Source organism: Bacillus cereus group sp. MYBK220-1, from assembly GCF_051916445.1.
GTDB lineage: Bacteria > Bacillota > Bacilli > Bacillales > Bacillaceae_G > Bacillus_A > Bacillus_A cereus.
Window position 1 is genome coordinate 152,400 of sequence record NZ_JBQAGQ010000007.1, and the last position, 19,775, is coordinate 172,174.

Consider the following 19,775-nt stretch of genomic DNA (forward strand, 5'->3'; position numbering starts at 1 on the left):
GAGTATTACTTCAAACAAAACAGAGAGTAAGTTTTCAATTTTAATGATCACGACTCTCTATTTTTTATGCAATTACATACATTGCACGTAAATCAAAATAAGATATTCACAATTTCTGTTTTTTAAAATCTGAATTTTCGATTCTTTTGTGTCATTTTATCTACAAAAAAGCATAAATATTTTTTTATAATTCTGTTGATATCTTAATAATTTTGACCTGATGTGTATAACATAAAGCCTTAAGTACTGTTCTTATCATGTTTTACCTCTAAATCTACTTAAAATCAGAAAAACTTCTGTTAGTTATGTTTAAAAAGTGGATTCTGTTCCTAACTTTGACCTATTTGTTAATAAATTGTGTGTAGTTTTTAAGAAATGTGGAAAGCTTGTTCATAAATCAGCAAAATTTACATTTATTATTTATTCATTTACTCGCATCAAATTAACGATGATTATATGTAGTTTTTATATACCTACTTTACGATATTTTGTAGTTTTTAATCATCATCCAGCTCATTAAGTTCATTCCCAGTATTTACTTTTTATGATTTTTTACGGCTAGAGTAATGATGAACCCTTAGCACAGCAATGTTTTAAGACGATTTTTTCTCTGTATAAAAGTTTTATCTTTTTTCTTTATATATATTAAAGATATATATTATATTAGGTTTTTATATTGTGTAATACTTACTATAGAGAATAGATCCTGTGTAAAACCAATTTCATTTCTTAATGGAATTGGTTTTTTTATGTACTTTAATAAACAGTATATTTAGTTTTAATCATTCTAAAAAATTTTTGATATAAAACACAATTTTTTTTATTTCTCTTAGATTTCCGAAAAAAGTAAATCATACTTAAAGTAGATAGTTGATTAGTGGAAATTACAATGAACTTGGTAATCTCCTAACCATTTAAAAAGAGAGGTGAAGACATGGTAAAAAAGAAATCCCAGGAAAACGCGGAAAAAAAGAAATTTACATTCTTTAAAAAAGCAAAGAATAAAACAACTGAAATATTAGATATGCAACAAGAAAATTCAGAAGCACTTAAAGAAAAGAAGAAACGTAAAACAAGGGAAAAAGTTCCAGCGATAACAGGAAGAAAAGTAGGTAAGGTTACATTTTGGTGTGTGATGGGATTCGTGTTTGCAGGAAGCTCCCTTTCATTTATCCAACTTGCCGGTCCTCCTAGAGCAGTAGCTGTTCAGGAAAAGAAAGAGGAACCCGTAAAAATTAAAATGTCAGAAGCAGAATTAATTGCATATGCGAATAGTTTTGCCACCAATTATTTTAATTGGAAAGTTGATATGAATGTAGCTGAAGAGCGAAAAAAACGATTAGAGAAATTTCTAGTTGATGGATCCAATGAGCAAGGTGGATTAAATAGGGATACTTTAAAAAACGCTTCTAGTACTTTAGTCAAATCGGAAGCAGTAGAAGTCCGGCAAAAAGGAAATGAAGCAGAAGTTACATTGAAGATCATTCAGAAACTAGAACCTGTAAATAATCCTGCTCCTGGAACGACACAAGCTCCAGACACACAAAAAGAACCAAAAGAAGTTACAAGGTACTTCTCTATTCCAATTTTAATGGAGAAAGGGAAGATGGTAGTCCCTAACAACCCTACAATCGTTCATGGAGAGAGAGAAAAGGCACCTTATAAAGTAGCCACTTTCAAATCAGAAGGACGAGAAATTAATACAGAAGCAGAAATAAAAAAAGTAGAACAATTTTTACATTCTGTATTTAAAGTGTATACAGAAGGAACACCAGAAGAAATTGCTTACTACTTTGAAAAAAGTAATATAACAAATGGACTAAAAGGTATTATGACATTTAGCAAATTAGAAAACCTACGAATTTATGAAGATAAGGATAAAGGATACAGAGTCTTAGTTGATGCCAAGTTAAAAGACAATGATAGCAGCTTAGAGTACACATACACATATGATTTAAATCTTGTAAATAAAGATAACAAGTTTTCAATTAGCTCTATGAAGAAATTTGAAAACACATTAGAGAAAGTGGAGGGTAAATAATTATGGAGCTTTTGGGATTAGATATAGTTGCTCAGCTATTACCTGCTATTACAGATGCCGCGGTTCTAGGGAACATTAATTTTGGGGTAAATATTAAAAACTGGTTAGTAGCTCAGTTAGGTCCAATCTTTTTAGTTTGTGCAATCATCGGTGTAATTGTTCTACTTGTAAAACGACAAATGGCAGGTTTAATTGGTTGGCTGGTACTTTGTGCAATTGTTTCAGTATTTGTATTCTCACCAGACGTATTTAAAGACCTTGGAACAAAATTATATAACTTAGTTTTCAAATGATAACTATTAAAACTCATAAATTTTTAAGGAGTTGGTATAAGTGACTCAGAAACCTACTCGTAAGGAAGTAAGGACTTATAACTCTATTTGGGATATTCCAAAGAGTTTATATGGGATAAGGGACATAACACTCCCTTTCCCAGTCCCTTACAGACAACTGGGAATCTTTGTTGGGACACTTTTAGTAATTATATTTTTAAATCAGTTTTTACCCTTAGGAGAGAATGTCTTTTTCAAATATTTGATATTACCTGGTGGTATAGCGTACTTCTTTGGAAATGTAGAATTAGATGGAAAAAGCCCACACAAATTTATGTATCGATTCTTTGTATTCACATTTGAAAGAAAAAAGTTGAGTCGTTATAAAGATACAACTGGTAATATTGGAAGCTATCAATATAAGACAGTAGTTCGATTTAAGGATGATTTAATTAAGAAGAAGTAATTAATTAATCTATACAGAAGAATTAGTTTAGTCTCATATTCTTCTCTAAGGAGGCACAAATGAATCAGGTTGAATTTCCAGTCAAATATTTTCATGATAATTTGATTTTTAACCAAGATGGTTCTTGCTGGGCGTATTATGAGGCATACGGGATTCCTTACGAATTTAAAGGAGACGATGATAAAAATACGTTGTTTATGCGACAACTCGGATTATTTTGGAATTATGAAGAAGAAAAACATCTCTTAATGATACCTGTTTATCAGAATTTCAAAGAAAAAGCCGATGAGTTTAAACAAACAATCAGTGGAGAACTAAAAGAGCTTGCAATCGATCATACTGATGACGTTGTCCATGAGTTAGAAAGGAAATTTGGTAAAAACGCTGTAGAATATCGTTATTTTATTGGTGTGAAATTAAAAGTAAGACACATACAAGAAGGACTTAAAGAAATGCTTTATACAGCATTTCATACCTTTAAAAATACTGCAGAACAGTTTGGATTACTTGGTGATACCAAAATATTAAAAACTGATTTAGAGATGTTTAAACGGGAATCTAGCGCTTTTAAAAACAAAATAAGAAAACATTTAGCAGTAAGAAGTTTAGAAACAAATGAAACACAATGGATTGTTTTACGAAACTTCTATCGTACATTGGAAGCACCTGTTACAGCAGGGTGGACGCCACCTGTAGTTGATGATGATTCTGCTATCTTTCCGAATCAAGAGAGTTTATTACGCTTAACAGAATCCGAAATAGACGTTAAAGGAAGACATATAGAAATGTCCCAAATCGGTTCTGATGGATTAGAGTATCCAGCATATATGAGTTTCTTATCGGCATCGAAGATTCCATACACAATGGAATTTCCAGACCAAGAGTGGATGTATATGATCCAAAATATAGATTTCCCAATCGAACTAAGTGTTCGTACAGAAAATATTAACCATCGTAAAGCTCTATCTAAACTTAATAAAAAGAAAAAAGATTTAGAAGATCAAGAAGCACATGCAAGGGAAAATGCACAAACTGTTGGGTTAAACGTGTATGAAGGTGTTCAAGAAGCTACTGAATTACAAGCCCTTATACAAAAGACACGTATGCCACTAGTTAAGACATCAGTATCTTTCTGTATATGTGCTGAAGATTTAGATACAATGCGCCGAAATACCAATTCACTTATTTCTATTTATAGAGAGATGATGATTGAGCTAGTTAGACCATATGGGGATCAGTTCCTGCTGTTTAATGAATTTATCCCTGGTGCTAGAAGATATGTAAATGATTATATACATTTTATGGAGCCCGGAGTTCTGGCAGCCGGTATGTTTGGTGCAACACAAGATTTAGGTGATAATATCGGATTTTATATAGGTACAACTGGTATTTTAAACAAAGCAGTTTATATGACACCTTCTCTCGCAGCGACAAATACTGTTGCAAATCAAAAAACGAGCGCACTTTCAGTTGCGGTAACAGGAAGTACTGGTTCTGGTAAATCATTTGGAACGAACTTAATTGTTTACCTAGCAGTACTAGGAGGAGCTCAAACACTGATAGTCGATCCAAAAGGTGAGAGGGGGAACTGGACAGAAGATCTACATGGCTTAGAAGGTAAGGTAAATGTAATTACACTAGGGACTGATAGACGAGATGAAGGGAAACTAGACCCATTTATCATTCATAAACATAGCCGAAAAGATGCAATTGAGTTAGCAATGACAATTCTTACTTTCATTACAGGTATTAAACCAGATAACTCGGAAAAATTCCCGCGCTTAGCTTCAGCCGTAGAATTCGTAGCAGGAATGGAAGAGCCATGCTTAACAGCTGTATCTCAATACCTTGAAGATAGTGAGGATAAAGTGGATCAACAATTAGCTGCTCATATTCAAGCATTTGAGAATTTATCCTTTGCACACTTAATCTTTGGTGATGGGACAAATAGAGATATTGAACTTGATACAGCAGTAAATATCATACAAATTCAGCATCTTGATATGCCAGACATTCAAAAAGATCCGAAAGATTATACCTTACAAGAAAATTTATCAGTTAGTATGTTGATGTCTCTGTCTTCTTTTGCAAGAAAATTCTTTCAAAAGGACCCTACTAAATTCAAAATTGTTCTATTAGATGAAGCATGGGCAATCATGGGAACTTCTCAAGGGCGAGAGTTAGCTCGTAAGCTAGTTCGTGAAGGTCGTGCTTTAAACTCTGCAGTATACTTTGCTACTCAAAGTGCAAGTGACCTAGGAGATGAGACGTTTAAAAATAATATCGGTATGAAGTTCTCATTCCGTAATACCGACAGTAAAGAGATTTCTTCAATCTTAGATTTCTTTGGATTACCTGATAATGAGGAAAATCATGCGATTGTTACTAATTTAGAAACAGGACAATGCTTATTCCAAGATATCCAAGGAAGAACAGGTGTTGTCACAATGGATGTAGTGTTTAAGGATTTATACGATGCATTCGATACAAGACCAATTGCAAGAAAGAATTATAGAAAGTCAAATGATGATGAAAAGCAGGAAGTTAATGCAACCTTTGTCGAAGAAGGGGGAGAAAAAATAAATGTAGGAGTGAGTTAACATGGTAAAAACTAAACTAAAAAAATTAATGCTATCTAGCCTATGTGCTGGCGCTCTAATTCTGAGCGCGGCATGTGGAAATAGCGAAACAAATGTAGGAGAAGAAAAAGATAAACAGGGGCACACTCCAAGAGAAATGATGCTTGATTTTGTAAAGGCCGACTTACAACATGATTATAAAACAATACGTAAATTAGTTGTCGATGGGGAGAAAAATAAAATATTGGACCCTAATAAAGGACCTCAAAATAATTTATCTTACAAAGATTACACTGTAAAAGAATATGTGGTAGATAAGGACACAATTATGTATAACTTTATTTCAAAGAAGCCCCCTAAGAATATCGATAAAGCAGTGAAATGGGTAAGAGTAGTTCGTACAGAAGATGGGTTCAAAGTTCGAAGTTATACCGGCCCTGAACGAAATGAAATTGATGAAGTAGCAAATACTAAACCGACAAATGAGTTTAGTTCGAAAGATTAATAGGTTTCCCATAAAAGGGGGAGTAACATGTAATGAAAAAGTTTATTACCCTATTGTTATTCATTTGTACTTTGCTTTTAGCATTTAATTTACTTTTTAAAGCTGCTCCAGTATATGCAGAGGAAGAACCCAGACCTTCTCTTATAGACGATATTATTCCAAAGAATAAGGAAAAATTAAAATATGAAGAATACCCTCCAAGTAGCTATGGGATTGATATTTATACACCAGAAGGTGGATTTGGTGAATCCCTTAAGTTTTGGAAATGGGGGGATAAAGTTAAAGAACAAATGGTTGCTGTATTATTTAGTCTTATAAGTATTGGATGGACCATTAATCTTGGAATTAGTACTTTTGTTACAAGTATGGTCGGCCAATCTATGAGTTTCAATATTGTAGCTGATGTAGGAGATAAATTAGGCGATGTAATATCTAAAGCAGCAGGGTTCAATGGTTCTTGGGGTAATGGAATATATAGTGAATTAATTGGACTTATGTTAGCTTTATTAGCCTGCTGGGTTATCTGGGTAGGTTTTGTACAACGACGTCAGTCAGAGATGCTAGGAGGATTGTTAAAAGCATTAGGGATCTTAGTTTTTACTTTAGGTTTTTTCGCAAACTCAAGTTATATTATCAAAGGACTAAACACTTTCTCCGAACAAGTAAATAAAACTGTTCTTGATTCCACTCAAAGTATTAATGGAGCAAGTGAAGGATATTCAAGTGGTGTCGATTCTATCACTGATTTAACACATACTCTATTAATCAAACAACCTTATACGTTATTACAGTTTGGTACAACAGATATGAAGAAAATTGGTGATGAGAGAATTAAGAAAATGTTAACAACGACAGATCCTGAAGAAAGAAAAGCTCTTTTAAAGGATGAAGTTGAGGTTCAGAAAAACCAAACACTCTCGTTAGATGCTACTTTTGAAAGAGGGGCACTTGTATTATTACTTGGAGCAATTAATCTACCTTTATGGATCGTTCTTGGATTATGCAGTATGGCGATGTTATTCTATCAATTAATGTTTATTATTGTAGCTTTAATGTCACCTGTAATGTTATTAATGGCATTAGTTCCAGCCTGGACTGGAACAGCTAAAAGGTTCTTAGCTGAATTATTTAGAACACTTTTAATGAAAGTAGCAATAGGCTTTCTGGTTACTTTAATGTTTTGGGTATCGTCAATCCTATTTAGCGCTACCGACAAATATGGGTATTTAGTTGTAGCTGCATTACAAGTACTTTCATTCTTAGGTGTTTGGTTATACCGTAAAACAATTTTTGATGCTATTACTACAGTACCAGCAAGTACAGGAGCTGCACGCGCATCAGATGCTATGAGTAATATTAGGCAGAAATATCGTGATGTTAGACGTGGATCTAAGTCAGTTGGAAGAGGTGTAGCAGTAGCTGGAGCCGCGGGTGTTGCAAGTGCGGCAATGGCCGGAAAAGTAGGTAAATCAGGCTATAGTAAGTTTAAACAGTTGAAAGAAAACTATGCTGATAGAAAAGAAAAGGTAGCAGATGGTAAGCGCAAGGAAAAAGAGCAAGAAAGGGTTAAGGAAGAAGTAGCCGCAACTAAAGAGAATCAGGAATTAGCAGTACGAGGGAAACATCAAGATAATGATTCTGAAATACAACAAGCAGAACTAAAAGATAAAGAAGAAGATGTAAAAGCGGAAGTAAAACCAGTAGCGGCAATTAAAATACCAACGGGTCAAACTAAGTCAACGGATGATAAACCGATTATAATACCACAGTCAGGGACGATACCAATACCAGCGAATCCGATTGAGAGTAAACCAATTACAACACCACAGTCAGGAACAACACCGTTACAATCGAATCCGATTGAGAGCAAACCAATCACAACATCACAGTCAGGAACAACACCAATACCAGCGAATCCGATTGAGAGCAAGCCAATCACAATACCACAGTCAGGAACAACACCGTTACAATCGAATCCGATTGAGAGCAAACCAATCACAACACCACAGTCAGGAACAACACCAATACCAGCGAATCCGATTGAGAGCAAACCAATCACAACACCACAGTCAGGAACAACACCGTTACAATCGAATCCGATTGAGAGCAAACCAATCACAACACCACAGTCAGGAACAACACCAATACCAGCGAATCCGGTTGAGAGTAAGCCAGTTACTACTTCCCATGTGAGTACACCACAAAAACAAGTAGAGGTAAAACAAGTTAATCAACAACAAAATAAAAATATTCCTAAAGTGAATAATCAACAACATGTAAAAGAAGGAGCAGATATTAAGAAAGTTAACGCAAAAGCACAAACACAGCAAGAAGCTTTAAAAAATGTAAAAGCAAAAGAAACCATAAAACTAAAATAATTCAGCTCGTGAGGGAGGGTTTATACATTGAGTGCGGAACCAAATCGCGACTTTGAAAATGAACATTATCCTGAAGCTGAACTAGGGAATGCTAAGCCTGCCTTGAAAAAGGCAGGCCATTCTTTAGGGAAGACGGCTGGTAAAGGAACAAAAGTAGCGGGTAAAGCAGTTGCACAAGTAGGGAAGAAAGTAGCAGTTAAAGTAGCTCAAAAGGCAGCTACAGTTGCTGTTGCGAATCCATTATTAATAATAGCCGGTATTATTCTAGCTGTTGTTGCCGGTTTAGGCATTGTGATATTTTTATTAACTGCGAGTATGAGTGAAGATGAAGTCAGTCCTGGAGGAATTGGTGGTCCTTTTGCCCCAGGTACTGCAAGTGTTAGTCCTGAAGTAATGAGATGGGAGCCATTGGTAAGGAAATATGCTGCACAGCATGGTATTGAAGCAATGACTCCTTTAATTCTTGCTCTTATCCAACAAGAAAGTTCTGGAACACAATTAGATGTAATGCAAAGCTCGGAATCACAGGGGCATCCTCCAGGGTATTTTACTGATCCAGAGGAAAGTATAAAATATGGTTTAATGCATTTTGCTGATTGTCATAAAAAATCCAATGGTGATCAAAATACCACATTACAATGTTATAACTACGGAACTGGATACGCTAACTATGCAGTTTCGAAAGGTGGATATACACACGAGAATGCAAGAGCATTTTCTGCAGAGCAATCAGCTAAAAATGGGTATAAATGTGGTTCGTGGCGAAGTGCAGAGGCTGTAGCTAATAATTGGTGCTATGGTGATCCCGATTATGTCCCACATATTATGAGATACTATCAACCTGGACAAACTCCTGGTGGTTCTGGTGGAATTGCTGGTGGTAGTGTTTTAGGTGATGATGTATTCCAAGCAATTATGGCAGAAGCACTAAAGTATCAAGGATGGCCATATGTTTTTGGAGGGCGAACGCCAAATACATCATTTGACTGTAGTGGAATTATTGAGTATACGTATTCAAGGGTTGGTATTAATTTATTTGGTACTGCACAAAACCAATGGGATAAAACCCAACGTGTAACAGATCCTAAGCCAGGAGATTTAGTATTTTTCCATAGCACTTATGCTACAAGTAACTACATTACGCATGTTGGCATTTATGTAGGAAATAATACAATGTATCATGCTGGCGATCCAATTGGCTATGCTGATTTAAGTAAACCGTATTTTCAACAGCATTTTGCAGGGTATGGTCGTGTAGTTAGATAATAGTGCATGTAACACCTAGCAACTTATGAAACTGCGAAAAGGAGGTAAATCATGAAGAAAATCACCATTATACTAACAATTTTATTAATAGCTAGTATAGGTTTCTTAATAAAATATCAATCTGATAACGAAAAACTTAAAACTGATAATATAAAATTAACGAAAAAAGTGGAAAAGGTGGAGGCACAATACATCGATACGAAAAAGGAATTGTCAGCTCTAAAGAGTAATAATCAACAACAAGTAAAAGAAGCTGCAGAACGATTTCTTAAAGCTTTCCGTACTTATGATACAGGTAAAGGCGAATCTTACCTTGCTAATATCGATGCATATATAACACCAAATGCAAAGAAAGAATTAACACCACCAGGTGAACCAACGCAATCTGCTCCTGGAACTGGAGATGAGAAAGAAAAGAAGAAAGTTTCATTTCAATCTGAATACACAGGTGGCGAGTTGTATTATGCATTTTTGGATACTACAAAAGCAAATGTATTGGCAAAAGTGAAAAGTAAAATTACAGTTAATGGTGTTTCATCTGATAATATGTCATTAATGCAAATAAATCTTATCTATGATGGAAATAAGAAATTATGGCTTGTCGACAAGCTTATACCTTTAGCAGATTTAAAAGATCGTATGCCTTAGGATTTGTACACACTTAACATGTAGATTAATAAAAAAATCCTCCTCTTTTTATTTTTTATAAGAGGGGGATTTTTGGGATTTTGTAAACTTAAAATAGGGACGTGAAGTAATTACTAATGTAGGGGTGTTTTATCTCTTCAATTATGTAGATAACACCTGATGTTAAGGGGGTAAGTTGAAGAAAGGCACCTTAGAATGTCTTTTTTATGATTAGCAATAAGTTTTAAATTTTGCAATGACATCCAACGAGCTTACGAGGAGCTAGACGGACGTCAGCAAGGGCATTTCGCTAAACAATTAGCGTTGTATGTCAAAATGTTGCAAAACAACAGGGATATACTATGATTTGATTTCATCATAAAAGAAATCATTTCCAATATCCACAGGTGTTTTTTTACAAAACATTACCAAATTATCCAATGAGGGCTTCGGCGCTCTTTTTTATTTACTCTTTTTAAACTAGAACCTTTTTATACAACCTTCATAATATATATGGGACAACCTTAAACTCTTTTTTGAGAGGAATGATTAGATATGGCAGATTATTTCTGCAAAGATGGAAAGAAATATTACAAGAAAAAAGATAAATCATGCAACCCTTCAAACTCCAAAAACTGTTTCATAGAGACATTTACAATTTTCGGCTCTGAAACTACCCCTACAAGTCTTGAAATTCCACCTGGTTCTACAATTACCCTATTTGAAAATTTTACAACTAATCACAATAAAACTCTAATTCGCTTTAGTTTTAGCCCTGTATTTGCTGCGTTTGTTACATTGACTATTAGAACATTTAATTCCACAACGCCACAAACAATTACATTAACACCAGGAGATAGAAAAACTTTCTTATTTGAGGATGTTCAAAGTATAACTTTCTCAAATGCCACTACAGCTAACGCTGAACTTAGTCCATTATTTATCCAACAAACAACATGCATCTGCTGTGGTAATTCAGATTCATATTATTATGAATCTAGTGGGGATAATTATTGATAAATGATTTTAGAGAGCTCCGGCTCTCTTTTTTATTTTCATTCGACAAAATATGACAATATAACAATTAATAGTTTGCTATGATAAGCTCTGAAATCTTACATTTTGACCTGAAATTATCAGAAAAGGTGGATGAAATATGGAAACACTAGCGGTATTAATTTTTCTAGCTTCAATAGTTCTGTTTGTGTTATTTATCATTGCTCTATTCAAAAGAAAACCTAAGGCGAAACTATTTATTAGTTCGATTGTATGCCTTGTGTTAGCTATGATATTAATACCAACAAAGGATAAAGAAGAGAAACCTAAAGCTAAAGAAACAACTCAGCAAGCTTCTACAGAGGTAAAAGAAGAGCCTAAAAAAGAAGAAGTGAAAAAGGAAGAACCTAAAAAGAAGGAAGAGCCAAAGAAAGAAGAACCTAAAAAAGAGCTTTCTAAAGAGGGAGAATCTTCTAAAGTGAAAATTACTGTAGGATCTGTTGAATCAGTAGACTCTGTTGGTGGAGAATATTTAAATGAAAAAGCACAAGGTATATTTAAAGTAGTTGAAATTTCAATTACAAATAACCAAAAAGATGCTATCACTGTAGACGCAAATAGCTTTAAATTAATGGATAATCAGGACCGTGAATTTAAGTATTCTACACAAGCTCAAACAGCTTATGATATTGGAAATGGTGGTAAATCGGATTTCTTCCTAAAACAACTTAACCCCGGTTTAACTCAAACAGGTAAAATCATTTTCGATGTTCCTACTGACGCACAAGGCTTAGTTTTAAAAGCTCGTGGCGGAATGATGGGTAAAGAAATTAAATTAAAAGTAGAATAGTTGAAGGCACTCGAAAGAGTGCTCTTATTTTGCAGATTACTTCTAGGAAAAACAACAGGAATTGAGGAAAGTTATGAAAAGAGTCATTTTAACTATTATCATGGCAATGTTAGTTTTATCGGGTTGTGGTGGCCCAGAGCAAACCACCGAGAATTTGGATAGTATTGTTTCCGAAATCCCGAATGATAAAGAGATTAAAAAGCACCTAAAATCCGCAACATATAAAGAAATAGAAAAATCAGATCAAAATGCTAAAAATCCATATTATTATTATGATATCGTAGTTTATCTTAACGATTCATTTGATAACTTACAACCTAAAGAACAATATGAATACTTGGTATCCATAGGTAAAATCATCAAGAAACAAAGCGAAACGCCACAAGGTAAAGATGGTGAGGGAGAATTATACTGTGGAAAAGGCGTTAGATGTGAATTGTTAAATGTTGTATTAAAAACAGAGAAACACGAATACTACGCAAATTATAATCTACCTGGCTTAATTGGAGATTGGCTTCACTTAGATGATAAAGGAAAAAGTGTCGCTGAAAATAATATCATTTACGATGCAAGTGCAAAAGATGGAAAATATATCAGACCTGAAAATAGTAGTCCATCACCTTCAACTAGTACTTCCTCATCAACTAATGAAGAAGTAGAAAAGATTAAAGGCGCAACCGGTAGGGATTGGGTTAATTTGTCATTTGATGATAAGTTCATATATGTTCAAACTGTGATTGAGTCCATGAAATCTTCCGGTAGATCAGTAACGGCCGATGCATATTGGTTTATTGATGCATTAAACGCCTACTATGGAGGCGGAGAAGAAGCCACTGTATCGGATAAAATAATTGATATTATGGCAATGTCTGGAGTTTCTGGTGATGTAATCAAGTAAATCAGAAATATAGATTTGAACCATATTTCTCAATGTACAATATTACTTAATATGGTAAAATAATAATTGGATGGGATTCCAATACATATTATTAAAATTAAAGTGGTTCAAGTCGGAAGGCACCTTTGGGTGTCTTTTTTTATAAAAAAGGACTCATAAAATGCCTTGAATTATTTAATTTAAATATTTATATTATATTTATACATTATAACTAAATATATTGATATAAAATACTAAAAAATTGTTATAATTAGTAAATAATTATATTAATTAGATGGAGAGGATACAATATTATGGGTTATAAGTTTCGTAGAATTATCCAGTTTTCCCCGGGTATGAAAATTAACTTTACGTACACAGGTATGGGAGGGAACTCCATTCCACCTGAATCAAGAACAACAACTTATGTACCTGGAACTGGAATCTCGTATACACCACGAATAGCTGAGTCAAACAACTATTATATACAACGAGGGTATCAAGGACCAAACACTTCCTATCCCACTATGGATGAACAAGATTACAATACGGTAAATGCATTTGAGCCAATAAAAGAAACCCAAACTTACCTTGTTACTGCTTTTCGTAAAAAGGATAATCAAGTAAACTCTGTAGGTAGAAAACTAATGAAACCACTTTCCATAATTACAGGCTTGTTTGCGGGCCTATTCTTAATTATGATGCTTATTATACCTGCTCTAATCATGGCATTCTTTTCTTTCCTATGCTATAAAAATATAAAAACACCATTTGCAGTTGTATGCCCAGAATGTGATGCTGAAAATCTATTCATTTTTGAAGAAGAGAAGATTGCTTGTCGTAAATGTGAGAGTACTCTTATAATCCAAAAATAAATGGTTCTCAAATTAACGTCTCTTTATTAGTCAAAACAATATAAATCTAATTATAAATATGAATAGATAAAAAAGAGGGATAAGTGAATATCATTATTAACTTTGAAGCGTTTAATCCAACTATAAACGACTTAGCTATCAAACTTGCTATGGTAATGTTTATACCGTTATTCTTAGCATTGATTGTCAAAGTGATACTTATGAAATTTATGAAAGAATCAATTGCTGGCAGATTAGCAAGTCTATCTTTGTTATTCTTTATGTACTATGTATTTAAATTTATTACAGCGTAAAAGGCACCTTAGGGTGTCTTTTTTCTGCATTTTGTGACTTTGTATTTGCAAACGATGATATTATGACAAAACTCCTTAATCCCCAAACTCTCTGATCGTTCGTCTTCAATACGCTTAAAATGGTTCTATGTATACTAGTCTAAAGTACGAGCAGCTGCATAGAACGATCCAGAACCACCATTTCTGTGAGTAACTTTAAGCTTATATTTACCTTTTGGAAGAGTATTGTACGTATTTGTAAAACCCTTTCCTGCTGCTAACGATCCAGAACCAATAACATTACCTTTTGAGTCTTTTAAAGACCAGTCAAGTGTACCTTTAGTATTGTTTGTCATATGAACTCTCATATCTGCTTTTTTTACATGCTCAAACGATACTTCTCTTTCACCATTTATTAGACTGAAATCATCTTTAAGTATTTGGGTACGTTGGATAATTGGTGCTGAATTTTTAGTATTATCTACACCTTCTGTACTTGCTGATGCTGCTCCAATCCCTCCAGTTAATGCGATACCAGTTGCTAATGTTCCTACTACTAATTTCTTAAACATAATAAATCCTCCTTAAATGTTTTTTATAACTCGCACCTTAAATATATCACTTTTAAACTTTTGTAAATATTTTTAATTTTTAGAAATATTTATTTGAATTTTGGTAATACACTTTATCAAATGGAAAATAGAGGGGGTTGTGATGATATGTAATAATGCATGTTCATTCGGCAAAAGAATATGATAAACTCTAACCACCTGTTCTATTTTTTCAGTTATCTTGGAAACCTTACTTCTTATTTACCCAAATGGGAGGCGCTTTATGGCGTCTTTTTTTTATTTTTAAGAGGACCTGCTCAATTCATTCCTAAATACATAAGGTAATGTGAACCCATTAAATCACATGGAATGAACCCTATTTTTACCTTCTGATCTAAAGGAGGCACCATTGTTATGGGATATGGTGGTAGTTGCGGCGAAGGCTGTGGCTTTGCAGGAGGATTTGCTTTATTAGTTGTATTGTTCATATTATTAATTATTGTTGGAGCTTCTTGCTTCTGCTAAAAAACTATTAGAAAAGGCACCCTTATATGGGAGCCTTTTCTTTATGTATATTATCTATTATCCGATTCATCAGTTTTATTATAAACACATTTAGCTTCTCCAAAAAGACCGCCAGTGTCCCATTCGCCACCATAATGAGCACACTTCAAAGGGGTACGATCGTTTCGCATACTTGGATTTGAAGGTGGTTCATAACCATTATTTACAATACTACCAACAATAAATACCCCTCCGATTACAAATACCACAGCAACAATTAAGAGTGTTTTCCCATTAGGACCGGTAACAATGTCATTTACAACTTCTTTTGCTTCTTGCTGAGTTTCACCTTTTGAAAATAATGAAAGAATAATAGAGATTATAAATATGAAAAATAACACTATTATAAATACCATTACTTATGTACCTCCCTAATGCACGCTATTAATTTCCTTATACTTTTTAATCTAAGATATCTGAAATCATAATAATAATAAATATATCCCCCCGATTAAAAGTGCCGCAGCAAAGACTAATATTATTATTCCATCAGGACTATTAAGAATTTCTTTTAAATTTTTTTTTGCTATTTGCTTAGTTTCTCCACTTGAAAAGAGATAAACAATGGAATAGAGAATTAGTAAGAAAAATGCCGAAACTACCTCTAACATGGCTTATGTACCTCCTAATATATATGTACCTTTAATTAACCAATAGTTGCCTTATACATTATATCAGCTAGGGTACATAGAAGTATAACAAATTATTTTTATAATTTAATTTATTAATCGGGATGGCATTTATACAGGATAGTTCAAGTCGGAGGAAGGCACCTTAGGGTGTCTTTTTTTATGCATAAAAAAGCCTTATCTTCCTATAAAAAGATAAGGCCTTTATATACTACCTATTATCCGATTCATCAGTTTCATAACACATTTAGCTTCTCCAAAAAGACCACCAGTGTCCTATTCTCCACCATAATACGCATACTTCAAAGGGGTACGATCGTTTCGCATACTTGGATTTGAAGGTGGTTCATAACCATTATTTACAATACTACCAACAATAAATACCCCTCCGATTACAAATACCACAGCAACAATTAAGAGTGTTTTCCTAAATAAAAAACAAGAGTAATCACAAAGACTACTCTTGTTTCTTTTCCTTCTCTTCTTTTTCAATTTCAGATACCGACTTTTCAGGGTCTTTTATAAGTTTTCCAAGTTCTCCAGAACGTGTAAAATCATCTTCGAAATTTTCTGTAGTACTAATATAAGCTATAAAATCCAATTCTTCATTATTATTTATATAACCTTTTAATCTGGGAACACCCATTGGACTTACACTGTGTTCTTTAAATGTAATAGATTTTACATCTTGAATATTGTAATGAATATACTTTTCTACTCGTGCCTCTTGTGCCTTCCAAAACTTTTCTTCTTTTTCTTTTTGTTTTAAGTATTCCATTGTAAAATATCCTCCTGCTATGATCACCACAGCAGATACAACCAAAATCATTACTTTCTTCATTAGAAATTCCCCTTATAAAAAACTTACCATTGCATTCTTCTTAAAATGGGATAGAAAAGAAAAGAGTAGTGCAAAGACTACTCTTGTTTCTTTTCCTTCTCTTCTTTTTCAATTTCAGATACGGACTTTGCTGGTTTTTTCATGTAGTTATCATATAGTTCTCCAGAACATCCAAATTTACTTTCAAAGTCCTTTGTAGTACTAATACTAGCATTAAACCACAATTCCTTATCATCATTTATATATCCTTTTATATAAGGAATACCCATTGGATTTACTTTATGTTCTGTAAATGTGATAGATTTCACGTTTTTAACATTATGATGAATATACTTTTCTACTCGTGCTCCTTGTCGTTTCCAAAATTGTTCTTCTTTTTCTTTTTGTTTTAAGTATTCCATTGTAAAATACCCTCCTGCTATAATACAAATAATGGATAAAATAATTACCAATTTCTTTTTCATTTAAAATCCCCTTGTATTTGAATATAGTTAAAATATACCATGAAACGAGTTGAAACATATGGGTGAATTCAAAAAGAATACCATTGCCACAGATGAAGATTATTTCGAATTATCAAGTAGCGTTTATGACGATGATTATTTACAAAAAGGAGCCACAATAGAAGGGGCTAATGGGCAAACCTGGAGGGTCATAGAATCAATTGATGCAGATTATCCAAAAGTTAAAAATGGATTAGAAGCTATCGCAGTAGTACCAGCAGACAAATATGATGAAAATGCAACACATTATGATGAGATAATCCTAGCATTTCGTGGGACAGAGCCTAACCAATTAGCAGATTTCGAAACAGATATCGATCAGATTACGTTTGGAATTAAAACACATTCTAAAGTAATTACTCCAAGTAACAGTCAAACTATAAAACCTGATTCTGAAACATCATTTGATACTGGATTAAAATGGACAAAAAATGACATCGTAGCAAAATATAACCCTTCTTCTCTTCATACCACTGGACATAGTAAAGGTGGTGCAGAAGCAGACCTTATCGCTGCAGAATTAGATTGTTATGCAACTACATATGCTGCACCGAATCCCTATCGTATACTAAGTCCTGAAGCAAAAAGACGAGTAGATGAAGGGAAAATGGAGAATAAAGCAACTGATTATACACATGAAAATGACCCGATTGGTAACCACACTCAATTCGGTGCACCTCTAATTGGTAAGCAATACACAGTGAGACAGAACGATACAAAACAAGGACTTTTTACACGTTTAACTATGGACGGACACGGCAGAGATACATTTAAGGGATCCTTTCATTCAAATGGAAGTCCCATATTAAAATTAGAACCTGAAGACATTATAAGACAAGCAAAAAAAATTCAAACACTCAGCAATCGATTATCAGATATCGCAAAAAATATAGAAGAGTTTCAAAGAAACGAAGCTGAAGCAGTTCAAAAGTTAAAAAATCAATTAAAACATGAAACAGGGCCAGGTGGAAGATATCATTTATTAGAAGAACACGAAGTAGATGAAGCCATCTCACAAATTGCTAAAATTAGAAAAGGTGGAAATGACTATTTTCATGACGCAAACCTAGCAGAAGAATTAATCCATCTTTTAAAAAAAGAACAAAAGAGTTTAAGCCGATTCGGAGATGATATTAGTGATGCAGCAAATTCACTAAGAGATAAAGACAACCAATTAGCATCAAATTTTCAAATTAAATAAGGGGATAATTATATGATCGATTTTATGGGAGAAATTAAAAAGATAGAAAAACAAATCGAAAATGCTGCAGGAGCTGCGGGAGATTTAGCAAATCAGGTTGTTGATGAATTACAAGCTGCTAAAAAACAAATTGAAAAAGAAATGCAGCGTATGATGTTAAAAACAGAGGTAGAGTTTAAATCAATAGATATTATAAAAGAAGATACATATGCTCTTCAAAAAAACATAGGGATATTTCACGATTTACAAACAAATACAAGAGATATAGCATCAGAACTAGAGAAAAGTTTCGAAAGTAAAACTGGTAGTAAAATAAATGAAACATTAAAAAAATATGAAAAACAAATTAACAACAAAATTTTTAATGAGCATGTTCACTTGGCAAACAGTTGCGGAAAAAAATAAGGGAAATAGAAAAAAAGTCCTCTTAGTATAGGACTCTTTTTTTGTTATTCCTGAAAGTAAACTTTTGAATATTAGTTTACTTTCAAATCCTCTAGAACGTTGCGCCCCAAACCAATTCCCTTGATATCATCAAAAATGATAAAAAAGTATACATTCAAAACGCTGTAAATAACCAAGAAAAAGCAAAACTCTGCATTCTAGTATTAACTGCTCCTGTGCCTGCAGCAAGGTATGTAATAAAGAAAATGAAATCATAAAATGTAGTTATCAGGTCGGAGGAAGACAATTTAGGTTGTCTTTTCTTTATATTTATAACTTTTTTTAGAAAGTATTTGAAATATTATATAAAATAATATTTCATTATATAGTAATTTTTTCTAATTATAGAAATATTTAGGGGGATTTTTAATGAAATTAGGTAAATTAGCATTGGTCGGAGCATTAGCATTAGGCGGTTTAACAGCAGTTGGCACGCTTGATGCAAAAACAACGGCAGCAGCAACAAATGTACAACAAGCACTAACAACTGAGGACTGGGGTTTTAAAACAATTTATGACGTAGAAGTTGGAGCTAAAATGATGCCTAGCATTTACACACACAATATGCAATCCAGCTATAAAACTGGTGGTCGTCCTATTTTTATCACTGTACCTTGGGAAGATAACACATTCACATCTGAGGATGTAATCAAAGTCTTCAAAATCCTACCAGGTGGTAACTTAGCTCGTTATAAAACAATGAACTGGAAACAAGAACATGATTACGGCTCAATGAAAAACTTTGCAACATTTGAAGCACAAATTACAGATGCTTATGATGCAGGCAACTACATTGCAGTAGGATATGTTAAAGGTGAGTTTGTAAAAACTGACTTCTTTACTATCAATAAATAATTTCAATAACCGCTTCCTTAACAAATAGTAGGCTAGTTATGTTTTTGTGTAAACATATATTTTCTCAATATTATATGATGACCTTTAATACATAAAATATGGTTATCAAATCGGAGGAAGGCACCTTAGGGTGTCTTTTTTTCATTTCGACATAATATGACAAAATAGTTGTGATTATATTTG

Annotated in this window: 22 protein-coding genes and 2 pseudogenes; 18 read left to right on the top strand and 6 right to left on the bottom strand. The window is 33.5% G+C overall.

Annotated elements, in window-relative coordinates:
- The first annotated feature begins 934 nt into the window (after positions 1-934).
- From ACTFRU_RS23705 to ACTFRU_RS23770, 14 genes and pseudogenes are all read left to right on the top strand, one after another.
- Positions 935-2,041, top strand: coding sequence for a conjugal transfer protein (locus ACTFRU_RS23705; RefSeq protein WP_098593322.1), 1,107 nt, complete (start codon positions 935-937; stop codon positions 2,039-2,041).
- A gap of 2 nt (positions 2,042-2,043) precedes the next feature.
- Positions 2,044-2,334, top strand: coding sequence for a hypothetical protein (locus tag ACTFRU_RS23710; RefSeq protein ID WP_098529585.1), 291 nt, complete (start codon positions 2,044-2,046; stop codon positions 2,332-2,334).
- A 40-nt stretch (positions 2,335-2,374) separates the two neighbouring features.
- Positions 2,375-2,779 carry a TcpE family conjugal transfer membrane protein gene (locus ACTFRU_RS23715; RefSeq protein ID WP_078386609.1) on the top strand — a complete coding sequence of 135 codons (405 nt, stop codon included), beginning with the start codon at positions 2,375-2,377 and terminating at the stop codon, positions 2,777-2,779.
- A 59-nt stretch (positions 2,780-2,838) separates the two neighbouring features.
- Positions 2,839-5,379: an ATP-binding protein gene (locus tag ACTFRU_RS23720; protein ID WP_440037911.1), complete on the top strand. Its 2,541-nt coding sequence runs from the start codon at positions 2,839-2,841 to the stop codon at positions 5,377-5,379.
- Between the two features lies 1 nt (position 5,380).
- Complete coding sequence (locus ACTFRU_RS23725; protein ID WP_071680271.1) at positions 5,381-5,863, top strand: hypothetical protein; 483 nt, start codon at positions 5,381-5,383, stop codon at positions 5,861-5,863.
- A gap of 32 nt (positions 5,864-5,895) precedes the next feature.
- Positions 5,896-8,241 carry a CD3337/EF1877 family mobilome membrane protein gene (locus tag ACTFRU_RS23730; protein WP_440037912.1) on the top strand — a complete coding sequence of 782 codons (2,346 nt, stop codon included), beginning with the start codon at positions 5,896-5,898 and terminating at the stop codon, positions 8,239-8,241.
- A 27-nt stretch (positions 8,242-8,268) separates the two neighbouring features.
- On the top strand, positions 8,269-9,507 hold the full coding sequence (locus tag ACTFRU_RS23735; RefSeq protein ID WP_440037913.1) for a lysozyme family protein: 1,239 nt from the start codon (positions 8,269-8,271) through the stop codon (positions 9,505-9,507).
- Between the two features lie 51 nt (positions 9,508-9,558).
- Positions 9,559-10,155 carry a hypothetical protein gene (locus ACTFRU_RS23740; protein ID WP_078386613.1) on the top strand — a complete coding sequence of 199 codons (597 nt, stop codon included), beginning with the start codon at positions 9,559-9,561 and terminating at the stop codon, positions 10,153-10,155.
- 234 nt (positions 10,156-10,389) lie between these two features.
- Positions 10,390-10,500: pseudogene (locus tag ACTFRU_RS23745) on the top strand (XRE family transcriptional regulator); the annotation flags it as partial.
- 189 nt (positions 10,501-10,689) lie between these two features.
- Entirely contained in the window at positions 10,690-11,151 is a 462-nt protein-coding gene (locus tag ACTFRU_RS23750; RefSeq protein ID WP_069604147.1) for a hypothetical protein, read from the top strand.
- A gap of 139 nt (positions 11,152-11,290) precedes the next feature.
- On the top strand, positions 11,291-11,980 hold the full coding sequence (locus ACTFRU_RS23755) for a DUF4352 domain-containing protein (protein ID WP_069604148.1): 690 nt from the start codon (positions 11,291-11,293) through the stop codon (positions 11,978-11,980).
- 73 nt (positions 11,981-12,053) lie between these two features.
- Entirely contained in the window at positions 12,054-12,878 is an 825-nt protein-coding gene (locus tag ACTFRU_RS23760) for an NADH dehydrogenase (RefSeq protein WP_069604149.1), read from the top strand.
- Positions 12,879-13,171: 293 nt separating this feature from the next.
- Positions 13,172-13,732, top strand: a complete 561-nt coding sequence (locus ACTFRU_RS23765; protein ID WP_078386615.1) for a DUF4236 domain-containing protein — start codon at positions 13,172-13,174, stop codon at positions 13,730-13,732.
- A gap of 83 nt (positions 13,733-13,815) precedes the next feature.
- Positions 13,816-14,025, top strand: coding sequence for a hypothetical protein (locus tag ACTFRU_RS23770; RefSeq protein WP_426937886.1), 210 nt, complete (start codon positions 13,816-13,818; stop codon positions 14,023-14,025).
- A gap of 134 nt (positions 14,026-14,159) precedes the next feature.
- On the opposite strand, the gene ACTFRU_RS23775 is transcribed toward ACTFRU_RS23770, so the two are convergent.
- Entirely contained in the window at positions 14,160-14,576 is a 417-nt protein-coding gene (locus tag ACTFRU_RS23775) for a hypothetical protein (protein ID WP_000473846.1), read from the bottom strand.
- Positions 14,577-14,969: 393 nt separating this feature from the next.
- Between ACTFRU_RS23775 and ACTFRU_RS23780 the strand changes: the two genes are divergently transcribed.
- Entirely contained in the window at positions 14,970-15,080 is a 111-nt protein-coding gene (locus tag ACTFRU_RS23780) for a YjcZ family sporulation protein (RefSeq protein WP_000540373.1), read from the top strand.
- A gap of 50 nt (positions 15,081-15,130) precedes the next feature.
- Here ACTFRU_RS23780 and ACTFRU_RS23785 read toward each other — a convergent pair whose 3' ends face one another.
- From ACTFRU_RS23785 to ACTFRU_RS23805, 5 genes and pseudogenes are all read right to left on the bottom strand, one after another.
- Positions 15,131-15,475: a hypothetical protein gene (locus ACTFRU_RS23785; protein WP_163061992.1), complete on the bottom strand. Its 345-nt coding sequence runs from the start codon at positions 15,473-15,475 to the stop codon at positions 15,131-15,133.
- A 66-nt stretch (positions 15,476-15,541) separates the two neighbouring features.
- Complete coding sequence (locus ACTFRU_RS23790; RefSeq protein WP_440037914.1) at positions 15,542-15,730, bottom strand: hypothetical protein; 189 nt, start codon at positions 15,728-15,730, stop codon at positions 15,542-15,544.
- A gap of 229 nt (positions 15,731-15,959) precedes the next feature.
- Positions 15,960-16,174, bottom strand: a pseudogene (locus ACTFRU_RS23795) (hypothetical protein); the annotation flags it as partial.
- Between the two features lie 31 nt (positions 16,175-16,205).
- Positions 16,206-16,589 carry a DUF1433 domain-containing protein gene (locus ACTFRU_RS23800; RefSeq protein ID WP_131252047.1) on the bottom strand — a complete coding sequence of 128 codons (384 nt, stop codon included), beginning with the start codon at positions 16,587-16,589 and terminating at the stop codon, positions 16,206-16,208.
- A gap of 77 nt (positions 16,590-16,666) precedes the next feature.
- Positions 16,667-17,053: a DUF1433 domain-containing protein gene (locus ACTFRU_RS23805; RefSeq protein ID WP_131252045.1), complete on the bottom strand. Its 387-nt coding sequence runs from the start codon at positions 17,051-17,053 to the stop codon at positions 16,667-16,669.
- A gap of 58 nt (positions 17,054-17,111) precedes the next feature.
- Here ACTFRU_RS23805 and ACTFRU_RS23810 point away from each other — a divergent pair, with 58 nt between their 5' ends.
- From ACTFRU_RS23810 to ACTFRU_RS23820, 3 genes are all read left to right on the top strand, one after another.
- A complete protein-coding gene (locus ACTFRU_RS23810; protein ID WP_440037915.1) occupies positions 17,112-18,293 on the top strand; it encodes a cytoplasmic protein in 1,182 nt (393 codons plus the stop codon).
- Positions 18,294-18,305: 12 nt separating this feature from the next.
- Positions 18,306-18,698, top strand: a complete 393-nt coding sequence (locus tag ACTFRU_RS23815) for a hypothetical protein (RefSeq protein ID WP_000564895.1) — start codon at positions 18,306-18,308, stop codon at positions 18,696-18,698.
- A gap of 408 nt (positions 18,699-19,106) precedes the next feature.
- Entirely contained in the window at positions 19,107-19,592 is a 486-nt protein-coding gene (locus tag ACTFRU_RS23820; protein ID WP_440037916.1) for a DUF5065 family protein, read from the top strand.
- Positions 19,593-19,775 lie beyond the last annotated feature (183 nt).

Excerpts from the sequence above, each read along its gene's own strand:
- ACTFRU_RS23820 (WP_440037916.1), top strand. The coding sequence starts at position 19,107 with ATGAAATTAGGTAAATTAGCATTGGTCGGAGCATTAGCATTAGGCGGT.
- ACTFRU_RS23785 (WP_163061992.1), bottom strand. The coding sequence starts at position 15,475 with ATGGTATTTATAATAGTGTTATTTTTCATATTTATAATCTCTATTATT.
- ACTFRU_RS23775 (WP_000473846.1), bottom strand. The coding sequence starts at position 14,576 with ATGTTTAAGAAATTAGTAGTAGGAACATTAGCAACTGGTATCGCATTA.
- ACTFRU_RS23790 (WP_440037914.1), bottom strand. The coding sequence starts at position 15,730 with ATGTTAGAGGTAGTTTCGGCATTTTTCTTACTAATTCTCTATTCCATT.
- ACTFRU_RS23780 (WP_000540373.1), top strand. The coding sequence starts at position 14,970 with ATGGGATATGGTGGTAGTTGCGGCGAAGGCTGTGGCTTTGCAGGAGGA.
- ACTFRU_RS23755 (WP_069604148.1), top strand. The coding sequence starts at position 11,291 with ATGGAAACACTAGCGGTATTAATTTTTCTAGCTTCAATAGTTCTGTTT.
- ACTFRU_RS23730 (WP_440037912.1), top strand. The coding sequence starts at position 5,896 with ATGAAAAAGTTTATTACCCTATTGTTATTCATTTGTACTTTGCTTTTA.
- ACTFRU_RS23740 (WP_078386613.1), top strand. The coding sequence starts at position 9,559 with ATGAAGAAAATCACCATTATACTAACAATTTTATTAATAGCTAGTATA.
- ACTFRU_RS23805 (WP_131252045.1), bottom strand. The coding sequence starts at position 17,053 with ATGAAAAAGAAATTGGTAATTATTTTATCCATTATTTGTATTATAGCA.
- ACTFRU_RS23750 (WP_069604147.1), top strand. The coding sequence starts at position 10,690 with ATGGCAGATTATTTCTGCAAAGATGGAAAGAAATATTACAAGAAAAAA.
- ACTFRU_RS23710 (WP_098529585.1), top strand. The coding sequence starts at position 2,044 with ATGGAGCTTTTGGGATTAGATATAGTTGCTCAGCTATTACCTGCTATT.
- ACTFRU_RS23705 (WP_098593322.1), top strand. The coding sequence starts at position 935 with ATGGTAAAAAAGAAATCCCAGGAAAACGCGGAAAAAAAGAAATTTACA.
- ACTFRU_RS23760 (WP_069604149.1), top strand. The coding sequence starts at position 12,054 with ATGAAAAGAGTCATTTTAACTATTATCATGGCAATGTTAGTTTTATCG.
- ACTFRU_RS23725 (WP_071680271.1), top strand. The coding sequence starts at position 5,381 with ATGGTAAAAACTAAACTAAAAAAATTAATGCTATCTAGCCTATGTGCT.
- ACTFRU_RS23800 (WP_131252047.1), bottom strand. The coding sequence starts at position 16,589 with ATGAAGAAAGTAATGATTTTGGTTGTATCTGCTGTGGTGATCATAGCA.
- ACTFRU_RS23815 (WP_000564895.1), top strand. The coding sequence starts at position 18,306 with ATGATCGATTTTATGGGAGAAATTAAAAAGATAGAAAAACAAATCGAA.
- ACTFRU_RS23765 (WP_078386615.1), top strand. The coding sequence starts at position 13,172 with ATGGGTTATAAGTTTCGTAGAATTATCCAGTTTTCCCCGGGTATGAAA.
- ACTFRU_RS23720 (WP_440037911.1), top strand. The coding sequence starts at position 2,839 with ATGAATCAGGTTGAATTTCCAGTCAAATATTTTCATGATAATTTGATT.
- ACTFRU_RS23810 (WP_440037915.1), top strand. The coding sequence starts at position 17,112 with ATGGGTGAATTCAAAAAGAATACCATTGCCACAGATGAAGATTATTTC.